Genomic DNA, 16,924 nt, shown 5'->3' with positions numbered 1-16,924 from the left:
CCGCGCTAACCGGCATCTGCGATGCGCAGTTCGCAAAGATAGCCCCTGCCTTCCAGCCGGCGAAGATCGGTGATCTCCACCTGGCCAAGCTCAAAAGTGTTGCGGACATGTAGGCCATCGCAGGGTTGCTCATCGACGTCGTCGATGCTGATTGCGCGCACCTTGCCGTTCGATCCCGGCCAGGCGAAGGAGCCGACGTTGACCCGGCGGCCGCGCAACGGCGGCAAGGTCCATATCGCTTTGACCGGCAGCTTCCGCTGCACCAGATCCTGCACCACGTTTTCAAGCTCCCGGGCGCCCAGACCAGTGGAATCGACTTCGAAGGTGGCGCTTCCCCAGCCGGCATGGATCTCTCCCTCGATCATAGGATAGGGTAGGGCGACCGATACTAGGTGCAGGGCCGTGTGCGTCCGCATCGCCGCAAAACGCGATCCCCAATCGATTCTGGCGATGACTTTGGTGCCCGGAGCTACGTCTTCGGGAAGTGCCTCGCAAAAATGGACGAGGATGCCTGGCTGCTCGTCGTGCCAATCGCTGCGATTGACTTTCACTTGGCGCTTGGCGTCGAGGATGATGACGCCCTGATCGGCAGGAGAAACGCCGATACCGGGATAAAACACGGAACGATCCAGAATTAGCTGATTGCCTCGCCGGGATAACACGAAAGCTTCGGTTTCGACCTGATACGGATCGTCAAGGAACTCAAGACGCGTTGACATGAATGTCTCTAAGGACCGAGCGCGACTGGAACGGCAACTTTAAATGGATTTAATTCCGAACACCCTGTCACAATCAAACGAAAATTTTCAGCAGACCAAATTGTTTTTCCAGTAGCCGGCTATTGGCATTGGCTGCGAGCCTGGGGCCTCTATTCAAAGCCTAGACACATTGTCTGGAAACGATGCGCAGTTTGTGGCTTCATCACTCGCCGCAAGAACGGCTTTGAACGACAGGCAATCCGGACGGTCTAACGGCGGTCCGAGGCCATTGGTTCATCCCGTTTCTTATCGAGCTGGCCGGCGAGATTATTATCGATATTAACGCTGCCGCTCTCCGGCTCAAAATCACCGGAGACAACACAAGTCACAACCAGGCAAACGGAGCAAAAAAACGGAGCGATATGGCAAGAATGGTGGGCGATGAGAGACTCGAACTCCCGACATCCTCGGTGTAAACGAGGCGCTCTACCAACTGAGCTAATCGCCCGCTCGCTTGGCGGGGCGTTGAGGTCCCGCCGCGTCGGTGGCCGTGATCTATGCGGATCGTGGAAAAACCGCAAGAGCTTTCATGATGTTTTTTTGAAATTTTTGGGGAGGGCCGCCGGAACAAGGGTGGGAACGGGCAAAGCGACGAGGCGTCATCCTTTTGTCTTGAAACCTGCTTGACACCCAATCCCGAACCCCTTAGAGAGCCGCTCAACCGGACGGTCGAGGCCGCCGGTGATGAGGCTTCGGCTTCACGAGTAATGCGCGGGTGTAGCTCAGTCGGTTAGAGTGCCGGCCTGTCACGCCGGAGGTCGCGGGTTCGAGCCCCGTCACTCGCGCCATCTCCGCCTCGAAATCCGCTTCCTGGTTTTGCCTGGAAGCATGCCGACGTCGGCATTATGCGCGGGTGTAGCTCAGTCGGTTAGAGTGCCGGCCTGTCACGCCGGAGGTCGCGGGTTCGAGCCCCGTCACTCGCGCCATTTAACTCCTTCGGATGCATATCTTTTCGGGCTTATAGCGTATTCGCTCGCCCTTCATGTCCAGGGCTTATGGTTGTTGCGGTGATACGGTCGGTGCCAAACGTTTAAATTGCTCCATTTTGGCACGGGATGCGACATTCAAAACGCTTGCGCCGGGGCTTCGGCTGCGCTAACCACGGCGTTGTTGCAATGCACGTTCGCTTTGCCCGCGCATTGAATCAAGCGCCGCTCGGCGCTTCAGGCAAGCTGGGATAGAATATAATGAGTGAACTTCTCACTTCCTACATCCCGATCGCGATTTTCATCGGTATTTCCCTGGTGATTGGTATCGCGCTTCTGGTTGCGCCCTTTGCAGTCGCCTATAAGGCGCCCGATTCGGAAAAGCTGTCGGCTTACGAGTGCGGTTTCAATGCATTCGACGATGCGCGCATGAAGTTCGACATCCGATTCTACCTCGTCTCGATCCTCTTCATCATCTTCGACCTCGAGGTGGCGTTTCTTTTCCCCTGGGCGGTGTCGTTCGGCGATCTTGGCTGGTTCGGCTTCTGGTCCATGATGGTTTTCCTGGGCGTCCTGACGATCGGCTTTATTTATGAATGGAAGAAAGGAGCGCTGGAATGGGAGTAGTCGACAGCGGCAGCACTCTCGTCGCGCCACAGCCGAAGGGGATCATTGATCCGAATACCGGCAAGCCCATCGGCAGCGACGACGCGTTCTTCGGCGGGATCAACAACGAGCTCGCCGATAAGGGTTTTCTCGTCACCTCTACGGACGAGCTGATCAACTGGGCCCGCACCGGTTCGCTGATGTGGATGACTTTCGGCCTCGCCTGCTGCGCGGTCGAGATGATGCAGCTTTCCATGCCGCGTTACGACGTCGAGCGCTTCGGTTTTGCGCCGCGCGCCAGCCCACGCCAGTCGGATGTGATGATCGTTGCCGGAACCCTAACCAACAAGATGGCGCCGGCGCTCCGCAAGGTCTATGACCAGATGCCGGAGCCGCGTTACGTCATATCCATGGGCTCCTGCGCCAATGGCGGCGGTTATTACCATTATTCCTATTCGGTGGTGCGTGGCTGCGACCGCGTCGTGCCGATCGATATCTACGTTCCGGGCTGTCCCCCCACGGCGGAAGCGCTGCTTTACGGCGTGCTTCTGCTGCAGAAGAAGATCCGGCGGACCGGCACGATCGAGCGCTGAGGGCCGAAAGGCAAGGGTGATAGGACAAGACAATGAGTGAAGCCCTGAACGAGCTTTCGATCTATATCCGCGAAGCGCGCCCGGCGCTCGTGCAGGATGCGGTGCTCGCCTATGGCGAACTGACCCTGACGACATCGGGCGAGAACCTGATTCCGCTGCTGACCTTCCTGCGCGACGACGTACAGTGCGCTTTCGTCAGCTTTATCGACATCTGCGGCGTGGACTATCCGGCGCGCGAAAAGCGCTTCGACGTCGTCTACCATCTCCTATCGCCGCGCCAGAACCTGCGCATCCGCGTCAAGGTGGCCACCGCTGAAGACGAGCCGGTGCCGTCTGCCTGCGCCGTTTATCCGGGTGCCGACTGGTTCGAGCGCGAAGCCTGGGACATGTATGGCATCATGTTCACCGGCCATCCGGATCTGCGCCGCATCCTGACGGATTACGGTTTCGAAGGCCATCCGCTACGCAAGGACTTCCCGACGACCGGTTTCGTCGAGGTTCGCTACGACGACAACGCCAAGCGTGTCGTCTACGAACCCGTCGAGCTACGCCAGGAATTTCGCAATTTCGACTTCCTATCTCCCTGGGAAGGCACAGATTACGTGCTGCCGGGTGACGAAAAAGCCAAGGCCTGAGACTGGCGCGTCTGCGCCGGCCTAACCGTACTTCTTTCCGCTTGACGCCCGATGGGCACGGAGCAAGCAGCAATGACTGAACATAACGTTCGCAACTTCAATATCAACTTTGGGCCCCAGCACCCTGCGGCGCACGGCGTTCTCCGTCTTGTGCTGGAGCTTGATGGCGAAATCGTGGAGCGTGTCGATCCGCATATCGGCCTGCTGCACCGCGGCACCGAAAAGCTGATCGAGGCCAAGACCTATCTGCAGGCGGTTCCTTATTTCGATCGCCTCGATTACGTGGCGCCGATGAACCAGGAGCACGCTTTCGCGCTGGCCGTCGAGAAGCTGCTCAACATCCAGATCCCGATCCGCGGCCAGCTGATCCGCGTGCTCTATTCGGAAATCGGCCGCATCCTCTCCCATCTTCTCAACGTCACGACCCAGGCCATGGACGTCGGCGCGCTGACGCCGCCGCTCTGGGGCTTCGAAGAGCGTGAAAAGCTGATGGTATTCTACGAGCGCGCCAGCGGCGCGCGCATGCATGCCGCCTATTTCCGTCCGGGTGGCGTCCATCAGGACCTGCCGCATGAACTGGTCGAGGATATCGGCAAGTGGTGCGACGAATTCCCGGCGAAGCTCGACGACATCGACGAATTGCTGACTGGTAACCGCATCTTCAAGCAGCGTAACGTCGATATCGGCGTCGTGAAGCTGGAGGATTGCTGGGCCTGGGGCTTTTCGGGCGTCATGGTCCGCGGTTCGGGTGCCGCCTGGGACCTGCGCCGCTCGCAGCCCTACGAATGTTATTCCGAACTCGATTTCGACATCCCGATCGGCAAGAACGGCGATTGCTACGACCGTTACCTGATCCGCATGATCGAAATGCGCGAAGCCTGCAAGATCATGAAGCAATGCGTCAACCGCCTGCTCTCCGACGCCAAGACCGGCCCGTTCTCGTCGACGGACGGCAAGGTGGTGCCGCCGAAGCGCGGCGAGATGAAGCGCTCCATGGAAGCGCTGATCCACCACTTTAAGCTCTATACCGAAGGCTATCACGTGCCGGCCGGCGAGGTTTATGCGGCCGTTGAAGCCCCGAAGGGCGAGTTCGGCGTCTTCCTCGTCGCCGACGGCACCAACAAGCCCTATCGCTGCAAGATCCGTGCGCCGGGTTATGCCCATCTCCAGGCCATGGATTTCATCTGTCGGGGACACCAGCTGGCGGACGTCTCGGCCGTCCTCGGTTCGCTCGATATCGTGTTCGGCGAGGTGGACCGCTGATGATCCGCGCCGCCGCCATCGCTGGCATGTTCCTCGCCGCCTCGGCTGCCCTTGCGCAGCAAGGACAGTCGGCCGAGGTGCTTGGCGGCGCGACGGCCTCCGGCGGATCGAAATCGATGGGAGATCTCCTGTCCGAGGGATATGAGATCAAAGCCTCCGTGCCCAACGGAACAAAGTTCATAGTGTTCATGCAGAAAGAAAAGTCTGCCTATGCCTGCGAATTCGTGTCGCTCACGAAATCGCGGTGTGGATCCATAAACTGATAAGGCGTGGAAAAGAATGTCCGTTCGTCGATTAGCCGAAGACCAGGTGCAGCCGGCAATATTCGCCTTCAATGACGAAAATGCCGTCTGGGCCGAGGCAACGATCAGGAAATATCCGGCGGGCCGGCAGCAGTCGGCCGTCATTCCGCTGCTGATGCGCGCGCAGGAACAGGACGGCTGGGTCACCCGCGCAGCGATCGAGTTCGTCGCCAACAAGCTCGATATGCCCTATATCCGCGTCCTCGAAGTCGCGACCTTCTATACCCAGTTCCAACTGAAGCCGGTCGGTACCCGCGCCCATATCCAGGTCTGCGGCACGACGCCCTGCATGCTGCGCGGTGCCGAAGAGCTGATGAAGGTCTGTCAGCACAAGATCCATCACGATCCATTCGCGCTCAACGCCGACGGCACGCTGTCGTGGGAAGAGGTCGAGTGTCAGGGCGCATGCGTCAACGCGCCGATGGTCATCATCTTCAAGGATGCCTACGAGGATCTGACGCCGGAGCGCCTGGAAGCGATCATTGATGCCTTCGAAGCCGGCAAGGGTCACGAAGTGAAGCCCGGCCCGCAGATCGACCGCCATTTCGCCGCTCCGGAAGGCGGCGCGCTGACGCTTCTCGAAGAGGTGAAACCGGTCCGCACCAATCTGGAACCGCAGCCGACGGCGGAAGAGGCGGCGACTGCCGCAAGCGTGCCGCCGGCCGACGCGGGCCGTCCCAAGGATACGGCTGCCGAGACCGATCCGAAGCTGAAGACGCCCGCAACCGCACCGGCCGCTTCCGCGGCAAACGCCAAGGCAGCTGAAACCCAGCCGCTGTCCGGTACGGCGAAGAGCGGGGAGGCGGACGCTTCCGCCGCAAAACCTGCCGCCAAGGTCGAAAAGCCGTCGCTCGACGACCCTCGGCGCCCCAAGGGCATCGAAAAGCCGGCAGCGCCGGACGACCTGCAGTTGATTTCCGGTGTCGGCCCGAAGATCGAGGCGACGCTTCACGACATCGGCATCTTCACCTTCGCGCAGATCGCCGCCTGGACGCAGGACGAGATCGAATGGGCCGATGGTTATCTGAATTTCCGCGGCCGCATCGAGCGGGATGATTGGGTCAAGCAGGCTGACGCGCTGGCCAGAGGCGGCGAAGCCGAATACATTAAAGTCTTCGGCAAGAAGCCGCGCTGAGGAAGAGAAGATGGCGGAAGTCACCAACGATCTGATCTACGAAGTCTTGAAGCCGATGCAGGGACGGTTGTCCAACATCGAGCATAGGCTCGAAGGCATGGACAACCGGCTGACGTCGCTGACGACGCAGATGAATGCCGTCCATGTGGATGTTGCAAACATCTATCAAACTCTAGGTCGCTTAGATCAGCGTGTGACGCGCATCGAAAAGCGCCTCGACATAATCGGAGAACCGGCGGAATAAGCCATGCTCAAAGACCAGGATCGCATCTTCACCAATATCTACGGCCTCAGGGACAAGTCCTTGAAGGGCGCGATGAGTCGCGGCCATTGGGACGGCACCAAGGAAATCCTCGAAAAGGGCAGGGACTGGATCATCAACGAGATGAAGGCCTCCGGTCTTCGCGGTCGCGGTGGCGCAGGCTTCCCGACCGGTCTCAAGTGGTCCTTCATGCCGAAGGAGAGCGACGGCCGTCCGCATTACCTCGTCGTCAATGCCGACGAATCGGAGCCGGGCACCTGCAAGGACCGCGAAATCATGCGCCACGATCCGCACACGCTGATCGAGGGCTGCGTCATCGCCGGTTTCGCCATGGGCGCCCATACCGCCTATATCTACGTGCGCGGCGAATATATGCGCGAGCGCGAGGCCCTGCAGGCGGCGATCGACGAGTGCTACGACTACGGCCTTCTCGGCGGCAACAACAAGCTCGGTTGGGATTTCGACATCTACGTGCATCACGGCGCCGGCGCCTATATCTGCGGCGAGGAGACGGCCCTGCTCGAAAGCCTCGAAGGCAAGAAGGGCCAGCCGCGCCTGAAACCGCCGTTCCCGGCCAATATGGGCCTCTACGGCTGCCCGACGACGGTCAACAACGTCGAATCGATCGCCGTTGCCCCGACCATCCTGCGCCGCGGCGCCGGCTGGTTCTCCTCGATCGGCCGTCCGAACAATGTCGGCACCAAGCTCTTCATGATCTCGGGCCATGTGAACAAGCCCTGCACGGTCGAAGAGGCCATGGGCATCCCGTTCCGCGAACTGATCGAAAAGCATGCCGGCGGCATCCGCGGCGGTTGGGACAATCTGCTCGCCGTCATTCCGGGCGGCGCATCCTGCCCGGTCATCCGGGGCGAGGACATGGGCGACGCGATCATGGACTTCGACGGCATGCGCGACAAGAAGTCGTCCTTCGGCACGGCTGCGATCATCGTCATGGACAAGTCGACGGACATCATCAAGGCGATCGCCCGCCTTTCGGCCTTCTTCAAGCACGAAAGCTGCGGCCAGTGCACGCCGTGCCGCGAAGGCACGGGCTGGATGTGGCGCGTCATGGAGCGCATGGTGAAGGGCAATGCCCAGAAGCGCGAAATCGACATGCTGTTCCAGGTGACGAAGCAGATCGAGGGACACACCATCTGTGCGCTCGGCGATGCCGCCGCCTGGCCGGTCCAGGGCCTCATCCGCAATTTCCGCGATGAGATCGAAAAACGCATCGACCAATACACCTACAACGCCATGGCGCACGGCGCCGTCATGGAAGCTGCGGAGTAACGGCTGTGACGAAAACGGGCAACGAGCAGGAAAAGCATGCGGCGGATCATCCGGCGCTCGATCCCACGCGTCCGTCCCGTTTCTCGGACATGCCCTATTTTTCGGAAGCCCTGTCGCTGAACCCGCTTCTCGCCCATCCGGCGGCCGCGATGGCTGCTGCGACCGCGATCGGCTTCGGCTTCGCAAACCAGATGGCCGGCGCCTTCTTCGGCGCATTGCAGAGCGCGATGGAGACGACCAACCGGCAGAATGCGCAGGCTTCGGAGCCCGAAGCTGCGGCCGAGACCGAGGCTTCCGTTGCGGCAGAGACGATGGTTGCCGCCGGTGCCGTCGCCGCAGAGCCGGCCGCGCCCGCCGAAAAGGCAAAACCCGTGCGCAAGGCGCCGCCGGCAAAGCCGGTGGCGGAAAAGAAGGCCGTCGCGAAGGCTGCTCCTGCAAAAGCTCCCGAAAAGGCCGAGGTGAAGGCTCAGCCAGCGCCGAAAGCTGCTGCGAAGGCGCCTGCCAGGCCGAAGGTTTCGAAGGTGGCGGCCGGCAGCGACGACCTGAAACGGATTTCGGGCATCGGCCCGAAGCTTGAAGGCATCCTGAAGGGCATGGGCGTGACGAGCCTTGCCGAGGTTGCTGCCTGGACCGACAAGGATATCGCCCGTTTCGACAAGGAACTGGGTTTTGAAGGGCGCATCGGCCGCGACGATTGGGTCGGCCAGGCGAAAGCTCTGCTGAAATAAAAAGGATTAAGTCCCGCGAGTCGCCGCAAGCCAGGGAGACCCGAAGGATGGAACTGAGGACGTAAGTGAGACGATGGTTAAGCTGAAGGTTGACGGCAAAGAGGTCGAGGTTCCGGATCATTTCACGCTGCTCCAGGCATGCGAGGAAGCCGGTGCCGAAGTCCCGCGCTTTTGTTTCCACGAACGTCTTTCGGTCGCCGGCAATTGCCGCATGTGCCTGATCGAGGTGAAGGGCGGCCCGCCGAAGCCGGCGGCCTCCTGCGCCATGGGCGTGCGCGACATCCGCGGCGGCCCGAACGGCGAGCTGCCGGAAGTCTTCACCAACACGCCGATGGTCAAGAAGGCCCGCGAAGGCGTGATGGAATTCCTGCTGATCAACCATCCGCTGGATTGCCCAATCTGCGACCAGGGCGGCGAATGCGACCTGCAGGACCAGGCGATGGCCTTCGGCATCGATAGTTCCCGCTACACGGAAAACAAGCGCGCCGTCGAAGACAAGTATATCGGTCCGCTGGTCAAGACCGTGATGAACCGCTGCATTCACTGCACGCGCTGCGTCCGCTTCACGACCGAAGTCGGCGGCATTTCCGAGCTCGGCCTGATCGGCCGCGGCGAGGATGCCGAGATCACCACCTATCTCGAAAGCGCCATGACCTCGGAACTGCAGGGCAATGTGATCGACCTTTGCCCGGTCGGCGCGCTGACCTCAAGGCCCTTCGCCTTCACCGCCCGCCCGTGGGAGCTCGGCAAGACCGAATCGATCGACGTCATGGATGCCGTCGGCTCGGCGATCCGCGTCGATACCCGCGGCCGCGAAGTGATGCGCATCATGCCGCGCGTCAATGAGCAGGTGAACGAGGAGTGGATTTCCGACAAGACCCGCTTCATCTGGGACGGGCTGAAGACCCAGCGCCTCGATCGTCCCTACGTCCGCAAGAACGGCCGCCTGACCGCCGCCTCCTGGGGCGAAGCCTTCGCCGCCATCAAGGCTGCGGTATCCGGCGCGTCGGCGAACAAGATCGGCGCGATCGCCGGCGATCTGGCTTCGGTGGAAGAAATGTACGCCTTGAAGGAACTGATCCGCTCGCTCGGGTCGGAAAACCTCGACTGTCGCCAGGACGGGACGGCGCTTGATCCGTCGCTCGGCCGCGCAAGCTACATCTTCAATCCGACCATCGAAGGCATCGAACAGGCCGGCGCACTGCTTCTGGTTGGCGCCAATCCGCGCCTCGAAGCCGCCGTCCTCAACGCCCGTATCCGCAAGCGCTTCCGTCGCGGCAACTTCCCGATCGGCGTGATCGGCGAAGTCAGCGAACTGCGCTATGTCTATGACTATCTCGGCGCCGGCCCGGAGACGCTCTCCGCCCTCGCGTCGGGCGCCAATGCTTTCGCCGACAAGCTGCGCGGCGCCAAGAACCCGATGATCATCGTGGGGCAAGGGGCTCTCTCCCGTCCGGACGGTGCGGCTATCCTTAGCTCCGCCGCCCAGCTGGCCGGTTCGGTCGGCGCGCTCACGGAAGAGTGGAACGGCTTTGCCGTCCTCCACACCGCAGCCGCCCGTGTCGGCGGCCTCGACCTCGGCTTCGTGCCGGGTGCAAACGGCGCGGATGCGAGCGCGCAGCTCGCCGGCATGGACGTCCTCTTCCTGCTCGGCGCCGATGAACTCGATTTCTCCAAGAAGGGCGCCAAGTTCACGGTCTATATTGGCAGCCACGGCGATGCCGGCGCGCACAATGCCGACGTCATCCTGCCGGGTGCGGCCTATACGGAAAAGTCAGGCACCTGGGTCAATACCGAAGGCCGCGTCCAGATGGGCAACCGTGCCGGCTTCGCGCCGGGCGAGGCCCGCGAAGACTGGGCGATCATCCGCGCCCTTTCCGACGTGCTCGGAGCCAAGCTGCCGTTTGATTCGCTGAGCGCCCTGCGCGCGAAACTTTATGCGGACTACCCGCATTTCGCCGCCATCGACGAGATCGCGGCCGGCTCGGTGAACGAAATTGCCGCACTCGGTCAGAAAGCTGGGACAATGACGAAGTCCGGGTTTGCGTCTCCGATCAAAGACTTCTATTTGACGAACCCGATCGCTCGCGCATCCGCCGTCATGGCGGAATGCTCGGCATTGGCCCGCAACAATTTCCAGGCTGCGGCGGAGTAATTTTGCACATGGATTCGTTCTTTTCCATCTATGTCTGGCCGGGCATCATCATGGTGGCGCAGTCCCTGCTGCTTTTGGTCTGCCTGCTCGTCTTCATCGCCTATATCCTGCTTGCCGACCGCAAGATCTGGGCAGCCGTCCAGCTGCGCCGGGGCCCGAACGTCGTCGGCCCCTTCGGTCTGTTCCAGTCTTTCGCCGACCTTTTGAAGTTCGTCTTCAAGGAGCCGGTCATTCCGGCGGGCGCCAACAAGGGCGTCTTCCTGCTTGCTCCGCTCGTCGCCGTGACGCTGGCTCTCGCCACCTGGGCGGTCATTCCGCTCGCCGATAGCTGGGTCATCGCCAACATCAATGTCGGCATCCTCTATGTCTTTGCGATCTCCTCGCTCGAAGTCTACGGCATCATCATGGGCGGCTGGGCTTCGAACTCGAAATACCCCTTCCTCGGCGCGCTCCGCTCGGCGGCGCAGATGGTCTCCTACGAAGTCTCGATCGGCTTCGTCATCGTCACTGTGCTGCTCTGCGTCGGTTCGCTGAACCTGACCGACATCGTCAACGCCCAGCACGATGGCCTCGGCACGATGATGGGCCTACCGGCCTCGTTCCTCGACTGGCACTGGCTGGCGCTGTTCCCGATGTTCGTGGTGTTCTTCATCTCGGCGCTCGCCGAAACGAACCGCCCGCCCTTCGACCTTCCGGAAGCGGAATCGGAACTGGTCGCCGGCTTCATGGTCGAATACGGCTCCACCCCCTACATGATGTTCATGCTCGGCGAATACGCGGCGATCTGCCTGATGTGCGCGCTGACCACGATCCTCTTCCTCGGCGGCTGGCTGCCGCCGGTCGATATCGCCATCCTCAACTGGGTGCCGGGCATCATCTGGTTCGTGCTGAAGGCGGGCTTCGTCTTCTTCATGTTTGCCATGGTGAAGGCCTTCGTTCCGCGCTACCGCTACGACCAGCTCATGCGGCTGGGCTGGAAGATCTTCCTGCCGCTGTCGCTCGCCATGGTCGTCATTACCGCATTCGTGCTGAAGCTGATGGGATGGGCATGATCGTGACCGTTCCCGCTTCCGGCATCATTGGAGAATAAACATGGCAAGTCTCGGCCAAGCCGTGAATTCGCTGTTCCTGAAGGAGTTCGTCGGGGCGTTCTTCCTGTCGATGCGTTACTTCTTCAAGCAGAAGGCGACGATCAACTATCCGTTCGAGAAGGGGCCGGTCTCTCCGCGCTTCCGCGGCGAACATGCGCTGCGCCGTTATCCGAACGGCGAGGAGCGCTGCATCGCCTGCAAGCTGTGCGAGGCGATCTGTCCTGCCCAGGCGATCACCATCGAGGCGGGTCCGCGCCGCAACGACGGCACCCGCCGCACGGTGCGTTACGACATCGACATGGTGAAGTGCATCTATTGCGGTTTCTGCCAGGAAGCCTGCCCGGTCGACGCGATCGTCGAGGGCCCGAACTTCGAGTTCTCGACCGAAACGCGCGAAGAACTCTACTTCGACAAGGCGCGGCTGCTGGAAAACGGCGATCGCTGGGAGCGGGAGATCGCCCGCAACATCGCTCTGGATGCGCCCTACCGCTGAGGCGGGACGCATTCTTCCCGGTGCAGCTCCCATTCAGCGAGCAATGCGCCGGTGACATCTGGATGAAATGCCCGGTGCGTATCAGGCAACCGGGTTTCGACGGGTAGGGGCGTCCGCTCCGATCCCGGCTGAGGGACGAAAAGGCACCACGATGGGTCTGCAGGCTATCTTCTTCTATCTCTTCGCGTTCGTCGCGGTGGCGTCGGCGTTCATGGTCATTTCGGCCAAAAACCCGGTCCACTCGGTGCTCTTTCTCATCCTGGTCTTCTTCAATTCGGCCGGCCTCTTCCTGCTCACGGGCGCCGAATTCCTGGCGATGATCCTGCTGGTCGTCTATATCGGCGCCGTTGCGGTCCTCTTCCTCTTCGTCGTGATGATGCTCGACATCGACTTCGCCGAACTGCGCTCGGGCGTCCTGCAATATGCACCGATCGGCATCCTGATCGGCCTGATCGTCGCAGCTGAACTTGTCGTCGTCATCGGCGGTAGCGTGCTGACGCCGGGTGCGGCCAAGGCGATCACCATGCCGATCCCGAACCCGGCGACCCGCACCAACACGGCGGCGCTCGGCGACGTGCTCTATACGAATTATGTCTACTTCTTCCAGATCGCCGGCCTGGTGCTGCTGGTGGCGATGATCGGCGCGATCGTGTTGACGCTGCGCCACCGCACCAACATCAAGCGCCAGGATGTTTCCAGACAGGTTGCCCGTACGCCCGAAACCGCCGTCGAGGTGGTCAAGGTCAAGCCGGGCCAGGGCGTGTGAGCATGTCGCGCAAAAGTGTGAAGCGGTTTTGCGATAACGACATGCGCCGGAAGAAGAACTAGGCGGGTAAAAGGAACAAGAAAAATGGAAATCGGTCTTTCCCATTATCTCACGGTCAGCGCCATCCTCTTCACGCTCGGCGTTTTCGGCATTTTCCTGAACCGCAAGAACGTCATCATCATCCTGATGTCGGTGGAGCTCATCCTGCTCTCGGTCAACCTCAACATGGTGGCCTTCTCCTCCTTCCTGAACGACATCGTCGGCCAGGTCTTCGCATTGTTCATTCTGACCGTCGCGGCCGCGGAAGCCGCCATCGGTCTTGCAATTCTTGTCGTCTTCTACCGCAACCGCGGCTCGATCGCGGTCGAAGACGTCAATATGATGAAGGGCTGATCGGGTCATGATCTACAAGGCAATCGTCTTTTTACCCCTGATCGGCTTCCTGATCGCCGGCCTGTTCGGCCGCCAGATCGGCGCCAAGGCTTCCGAATACGTCACCAGCGGCCTGATGATCGTCGCCGCCGTGCTCTCCTGGATCGTCTTCTTCAACGTCGCGCTCGCCCATGGCGAGGCCGGCGAGGTGATCAAGGTTCCAGTGATGCGCTGGATCCAGTCCGGCGGCATCGACGTCGAATGGGCCTTTAGGATCGATACGCTGACGGCGGTCATGTTCGTCGTCGTCAACTCCGTCTCGACGCTCGTGCATGTCTATTCGATCGGCTACATGCATCACGATCCGCATCGGCCGCGCTTCTTCGCCTATCTGTCGCTCTTCACCTTCGCGATGCTGATGCTGATCACGTCGGACAATCTGGCCCAGATGTTCTTCGGCTGGGAAGGCGTCGGTCTCGCCTCTTATCTGCTGATCGGCTTCTGGTACAAGAAGCCTTCGGCTTCGGCCGCTGCGATGAAGGCCTTCATCGTCAACCGCGTCGGCGACTTCGGTTTCGTGCTCGGCATTGCCGGCGTCTTCGTGCTGTTCGGCTCGATCAGCTTCGAGACGATCTTTGCGGCCGCCGCCACCTATCTGCCGCATGAAGGCGCTCCGGAAGCCTCTCAGGTCATCGCCAACATCTTCGGCATGCAGCTGACCAGAAGCGGCGCGCTGACCATCGTCTGCCTGTTGCTCTTCATGGGCGCCATGGGCAAGTCGGCGCAGTTCCTGCTGCATACCTGGCTGCCGGACGCCATGGAAGGCCCGACCCCGGTCTCCGCGCTCATCCATGCGGCGACCATGGTCACCGCCGGCGTCTTCCTCGTCGCCCGCATGTCGCCGCTCTTCGAGCTTTCGCCGGATGCTTTGCTCTTCGTGACGATCATCGGCGCCATCACCGCCTTCTTCGCGGCGACCGTCGGTCTCGTCCAGAACGACATCAAGCGCGTCATCGCCTATTCCACCTGCTCTCAGCTCGGCTACATGTTCGTCGCACTCGGCGTCGGGGCCTATGGCGCGGCGATCTTCCACCTGTTTACGCACGCCTTCTTCAAGGCGCTGCTGTTCCTTGGCGCCGGTTCGGTCATCCATGCCGTCGACGGGGAGCAGGACATGCGCTACATGGGCGGCCTCAGGAAGCATATCCCCGTCACCTTCTGGATGATGACGATCGGTACGCTGGCGTTGACCGGCGTCGGCATCCCGTTCACGCCGGTCGGTTTCGCCGGCTTCTTCTCCAAAGACGTGATCATCGAAGCGGCCTATGCCTCGCATTCGGCCGCCTCGGGCTTTGCCTTCACGCTGCTGGTCGTGGCCGCTCTCTTCACCAGCTTCTATTCCTGGCGTCTCGCCTTCCTCACCTTCTTCGGCAAGCCGCGCGCCTCGGCCGACGTCATGCACCACGTGCACGAATCGCCGAACGTCATGCTGATCCCGCTCTATCTCCTGGCGATCGGCGCGGTCCTGGCCGGCGTGATCTTTGAAGGTTACTTCTACGGCGAGGAATATGCCGAGTTCTGGAAGGGTGCGCTGTTCACCTCCGAACACAACGAACTGCTGCACGAATTCCATCACGTGCCGGCGCTTGTGGCATTGAGCCCCTTCATCGCCATGCTGGTCGGTTTCGTCACCGCCTGGTACTTCTACATCAAATCGCCCTCGACGCCCCGCCGTCTCGCCGCCTCGCAGAAGGTCCTCTACGAGTTCCTGCTCAACAAGTGGTATTTCGACGAGATCTACGATTTCCTCTTCGTCCGTTCCGCCAAGGCGCTCGGCCGGTTCCTGTGGAAGAAGGGTGACATCGGCGTCATCGACACCTACGGCCCGAACGGCGTTGCCGCCCGCGTGGTCGACGTCACCAACCGGGTTGTCAAGCTGCAGTCCGGTTACCTTTATCACTATGCGTTCGCGATGCTGATCGGCATTGCCGCCCTCGTCACCTGGATGATGCTCGGGAGCTCAATCTAATGACCGACTGGCCAATTCTCTCGACGGTCACCTTCCTGCCGCTGGTCGGCGTCGTGCTCCTGCTTCTGACACGGGAGGACGGCCCGTTCGGCCGCCGCAATATCCTCAACGTCTCGCTGTTCACGACGGTCTTCACCTTCATCGTCTCGCTCTTCATCTGGATCGGCTTCGACAATTCGAATCCCGGCTTCCAGATGGTCGAGAAGCATGAATGGCTCGGCACCGGCATCTCCTATCATCTCGGCGTCGACGGCATCTCCATGCTGTTCGTCATCCTGACGACCTTCCTGATGCCCTTCTGCGTGCTCGCCAGCTGGGAATCGGTCGAAAAGCGTCTCAAGGAATACATGATCGCCTTCCTGCTTCTGGAAGTGGTCATGGTTGGCGTCTTCGTTTCGCTCGACATCGTCCTCTTCTACGTCTTCTTCGAAGCGACGCTGATCCCGATGTTCGTCATCATCGGTGTGTGGGGCGGTAAGGACCGCGTCTACGCCTCCTACAAGTTCTTCCTCTATACGCTTACCGGTTCGGTGCTGATGATGCTCGCGGTCATGGCCATGTACTGGCAGGCCGGCACCACCGACATTACCGAACTCCTGAAATACGGCTTCCCGGCCGGCATGCAGACCTGGCTCTGGTTCGCCTGCTTCGCCGCCTTCTCGGTCAAGATGCCGATGTGGCCGGTCCACACCTGGCTTCCGGATGCGCACGTCCAGGCGCCGACCGCGGGCTCCGTTATCCTGGCCGGCGTCATGCTGAAGCTCGGCGGTTACGGTCTCATCCGCTTCTCGCTGCAGATGTTCCCGCTCGCGTCCGACTATTTCGCGCCGCTCGTTTTCGCGCTCTCCGTCATCGCCATCATCTACACCTCGCTGGTGGCGATGATGCAGGACGACATCAAGAAGCTGATCGCCTATTCCTCCGTCGCCCACATGGGCTATGTGACCATGGGCATCTTTGCGGCGAACGTGCAGGGCGTCCAGGGCGCGATCTTCCAGATGCTGTCGCATGGCATCGTCTCCGGCGCGCTCTTCCTCTGCGTCGGCGTCGTCTACGACCGCCTCCATACCCGCGAGATCGCCGCCTATGGCGGCCTCGTCAACAACATGCCGAAATATGCCGTCGCCTTTATGATCTTCACCATGGCGAATGTCGGCCTGCCGGGCACGTCGGGCTTCATCGGCGAATTCCTGACGATCATCGGCGTCTTCCGGGTCAATACCTGGGTGGCGCTCTTCGCCGCCACCGGCGTCATCCTTTCGGCCTCCTACGCGCTCTGGCTCTATCGCCGGGTGATCTTCGGTGCGCTCGAAAAGGAGAGCCTCAAGGCATTGCTCGATCTTTCCGGCCGCGAGAAGCTCATCCTCTATCCGCTGATCGCACTCACCATCTTCTACGGCTTCTATCCGGCTCCGATCTTCGATGCGACGGCAGCCTCCGTGGACCTCGTGGTGAACAATTATTCCGCAGCCCTGGCCGCGGCGAAAACCCTTGCGCTCAACGCGCACTGAGACGGGACA

General features: G+C 61.1%; 17 protein-coding genes and 3 tRNA genes. 18 read left to right on the top strand and 2 right to left on the bottom strand.

Features of this window, described 5'->3' with window-relative positions; genetic code table 11:
* Window positions 1-5: 5 nt before the first annotated feature.
* Window positions 6-719 (bottom strand): alanine--tRNA ligase-related protein, encoded by a 714-nt coding sequence (locus DMO26_RS20260; protein ID WP_117193973.1) that lies wholly within the window; start codon window positions 717-719, stop codon window positions 6-8.
* A gap of 411 nt (window positions 720-1,130) precedes the next feature.
* Window positions 1,131-1,206 (bottom strand) — tRNA-Val (locus DMO26_RS20255).
* A gap of 263 nt (window positions 1,207-1,469) precedes the next feature.
* Between DMO26_RS20255 and DMO26_RS20250 the strand changes: the two genes are divergently transcribed.
* The 18 genes from DMO26_RS20250 (at window position 1,470) to DMO26_RS20165 (ending at window position 16,915) form a co-directional block, all read left to right on the top strand.
* Window positions 1,470-1,546 (top strand) — tRNA-Asp (locus tag DMO26_RS20250).
* 61 nt (window positions 1,547-1,607) lie between these two features.
* Window positions 1,608-1,684: transfer RNA gene (locus DMO26_RS20245), tRNA-Asp, on the top strand.
* 261 nt (window positions 1,685-1,945) lie between these two features.
* A complete protein-coding gene (locus DMO26_RS20240; RefSeq protein ID WP_117193972.1) occupies window positions 1,946-2,311 on the top strand; it encodes an NADH-quinone oxidoreductase subunit A in 366 nt (121 codons plus the stop codon).
* Window positions 2,302-2,883: a NuoB/complex I 20 kDa subunit family protein gene (locus tag DMO26_RS20235; protein WP_117193971.1), complete on the top strand. Its 582-nt coding sequence runs from the start codon at window positions 2,302-2,304 to the stop codon at window positions 2,881-2,883. Before DMO26_RS20240 ends, DMO26_RS20235 begins: the two co-directional genes overlap by 10 nt.
* A gap of 32 nt (window positions 2,884-2,915) precedes the next feature.
* On the top strand, window positions 2,916-3,518 hold the full coding sequence (locus DMO26_RS20230) for an NADH-quinone oxidoreductase subunit C (protein WP_117193970.1): 603 nt from the start codon (window positions 2,916-2,918) through the stop codon (window positions 3,516-3,518).
* Between the two features lie 72 nt (window positions 3,519-3,590).
* Entirely contained in the window at window positions 3,591-4,781 is a 1,191-nt protein-coding gene (locus DMO26_RS20225) for an NADH-quinone oxidoreductase subunit D (protein WP_117193969.1), read from the top strand.
* On the top strand, window positions 4,781-5,044 hold the full coding sequence (locus DMO26_RS20220; protein WP_117193968.1) for a hypothetical protein: 264 nt from the start codon (window positions 4,781-4,783) through the stop codon (window positions 5,042-5,044). The genes DMO26_RS20225 and DMO26_RS20220 overlap by 1 nt, the downstream gene beginning before the upstream one ends.
* A 16-nt stretch (window positions 5,045-5,060) precedes the next feature.
* On the top strand, window positions 5,061-6,218 hold the full coding sequence (locus DMO26_RS20215; RefSeq protein WP_117193967.1) for an NADH-quinone oxidoreductase subunit E: 1,158 nt from the start codon (window positions 5,061-5,063) through the stop codon (window positions 6,216-6,218).
* 10 nt (window positions 6,219-6,228) lie between these two features.
* Window positions 6,229-6,462, top strand: a complete 234-nt coding sequence (locus DMO26_RS20210) for a hypothetical protein (RefSeq protein ID WP_117193966.1) — start codon at window positions 6,229-6,231, stop codon at window positions 6,460-6,462.
* 3 nt (window positions 6,463-6,465) lie between these two features.
* A complete protein-coding gene (nuoF, locus tag DMO26_RS20205) occupies window positions 6,466-7,770 on the top strand; it encodes an NADH-quinone oxidoreductase subunit NuoF (protein WP_117193965.1) in 1,305 nt (434 codons plus the stop codon).
* A gap of 5 nt (window positions 7,771-7,775) precedes the next feature.
* Entirely contained in the window at window positions 7,776-8,498 is a 723-nt protein-coding gene (locus tag DMO26_RS20200) for a 5' DNA nuclease (RefSeq protein ID WP_117193964.1), read from the top strand.
* A 73-nt stretch (window positions 8,499-8,571) separates the two neighbouring features.
* A complete protein-coding gene (gene nuoG / locus DMO26_RS20195; protein ID WP_117193963.1) occupies window positions 8,572-10,653 on the top strand; it encodes an NADH-quinone oxidoreductase subunit NuoG in 2,082 nt (693 codons plus the stop codon).
* A gap of 8 nt (window positions 10,654-10,661) precedes the next feature.
* Window positions 10,662-11,705: an NADH-quinone oxidoreductase subunit NuoH gene (gene nuoH / locus DMO26_RS20190; RefSeq protein WP_117193962.1), complete on the top strand. Its 1,044-nt coding sequence runs from the start codon at window positions 10,662-10,664 to the stop codon at window positions 11,703-11,705.
* Between the two features lie 40 nt (window positions 11,706-11,745).
* On the top strand, window positions 11,746-12,237 hold the full coding sequence (nuoI, locus tag DMO26_RS20185; protein ID WP_085423060.1) for an NADH-quinone oxidoreductase subunit NuoI: 492 nt from the start codon (window positions 11,746-11,748) through the stop codon (window positions 12,235-12,237).
* Window positions 12,238-12,388: 151 nt separating this feature from the next.
* Window positions 12,389-13,003: an NADH-quinone oxidoreductase subunit J gene (locus DMO26_RS20180; RefSeq protein WP_117193961.1), complete on the top strand. Its 615-nt coding sequence runs from the start codon at window positions 12,389-12,391 to the stop codon at window positions 13,001-13,003.
* Window positions 13,004-13,087: 84 nt separating this feature from the next.
* Window positions 13,088-13,396, top strand: coding sequence for an NADH-quinone oxidoreductase subunit NuoK (gene nuoK / locus DMO26_RS20175; RefSeq protein ID WP_007772674.1), 309 nt, complete (start codon window positions 13,088-13,090; stop codon window positions 13,394-13,396).
* 7 nt (window positions 13,397-13,403) lie between these two features.
* The gene (gene nuoL, locus DMO26_RS20170) at window positions 13,404-15,404 is read left to right on the top strand and encodes an NADH-quinone oxidoreductase subunit L (protein WP_117193960.1); all 2,001 of its coding nucleotides are present in this window, start codon (window positions 13,404-13,406) and stop codon (window positions 15,402-15,404) included.
* Entirely contained in the window at window positions 15,404-16,915 is a 1,512-nt protein-coding gene (locus DMO26_RS20165; RefSeq protein WP_117193959.1) for an NADH-quinone oxidoreductase subunit M, read from the top strand. The genes nuoL and DMO26_RS20165 overlap by 1 nt, the downstream gene beginning before the upstream one ends.
* The last annotated feature ends 9 nt before the right edge of the window (window positions 16,916-16,924 follow it).

The organism is Rhizobium terrae, assembly GCF_003425685.1.
GTDB classification, from domain to species: domain Bacteria; phylum Pseudomonadota; class Alphaproteobacteria; order Rhizobiales; family Rhizobiaceae; genus Neorhizobium; species Neorhizobium terrae.
Note: the sequence above shows the minus strand (reverse complement) of the source record. Positions and strands in the feature narration are given on the sequence as shown.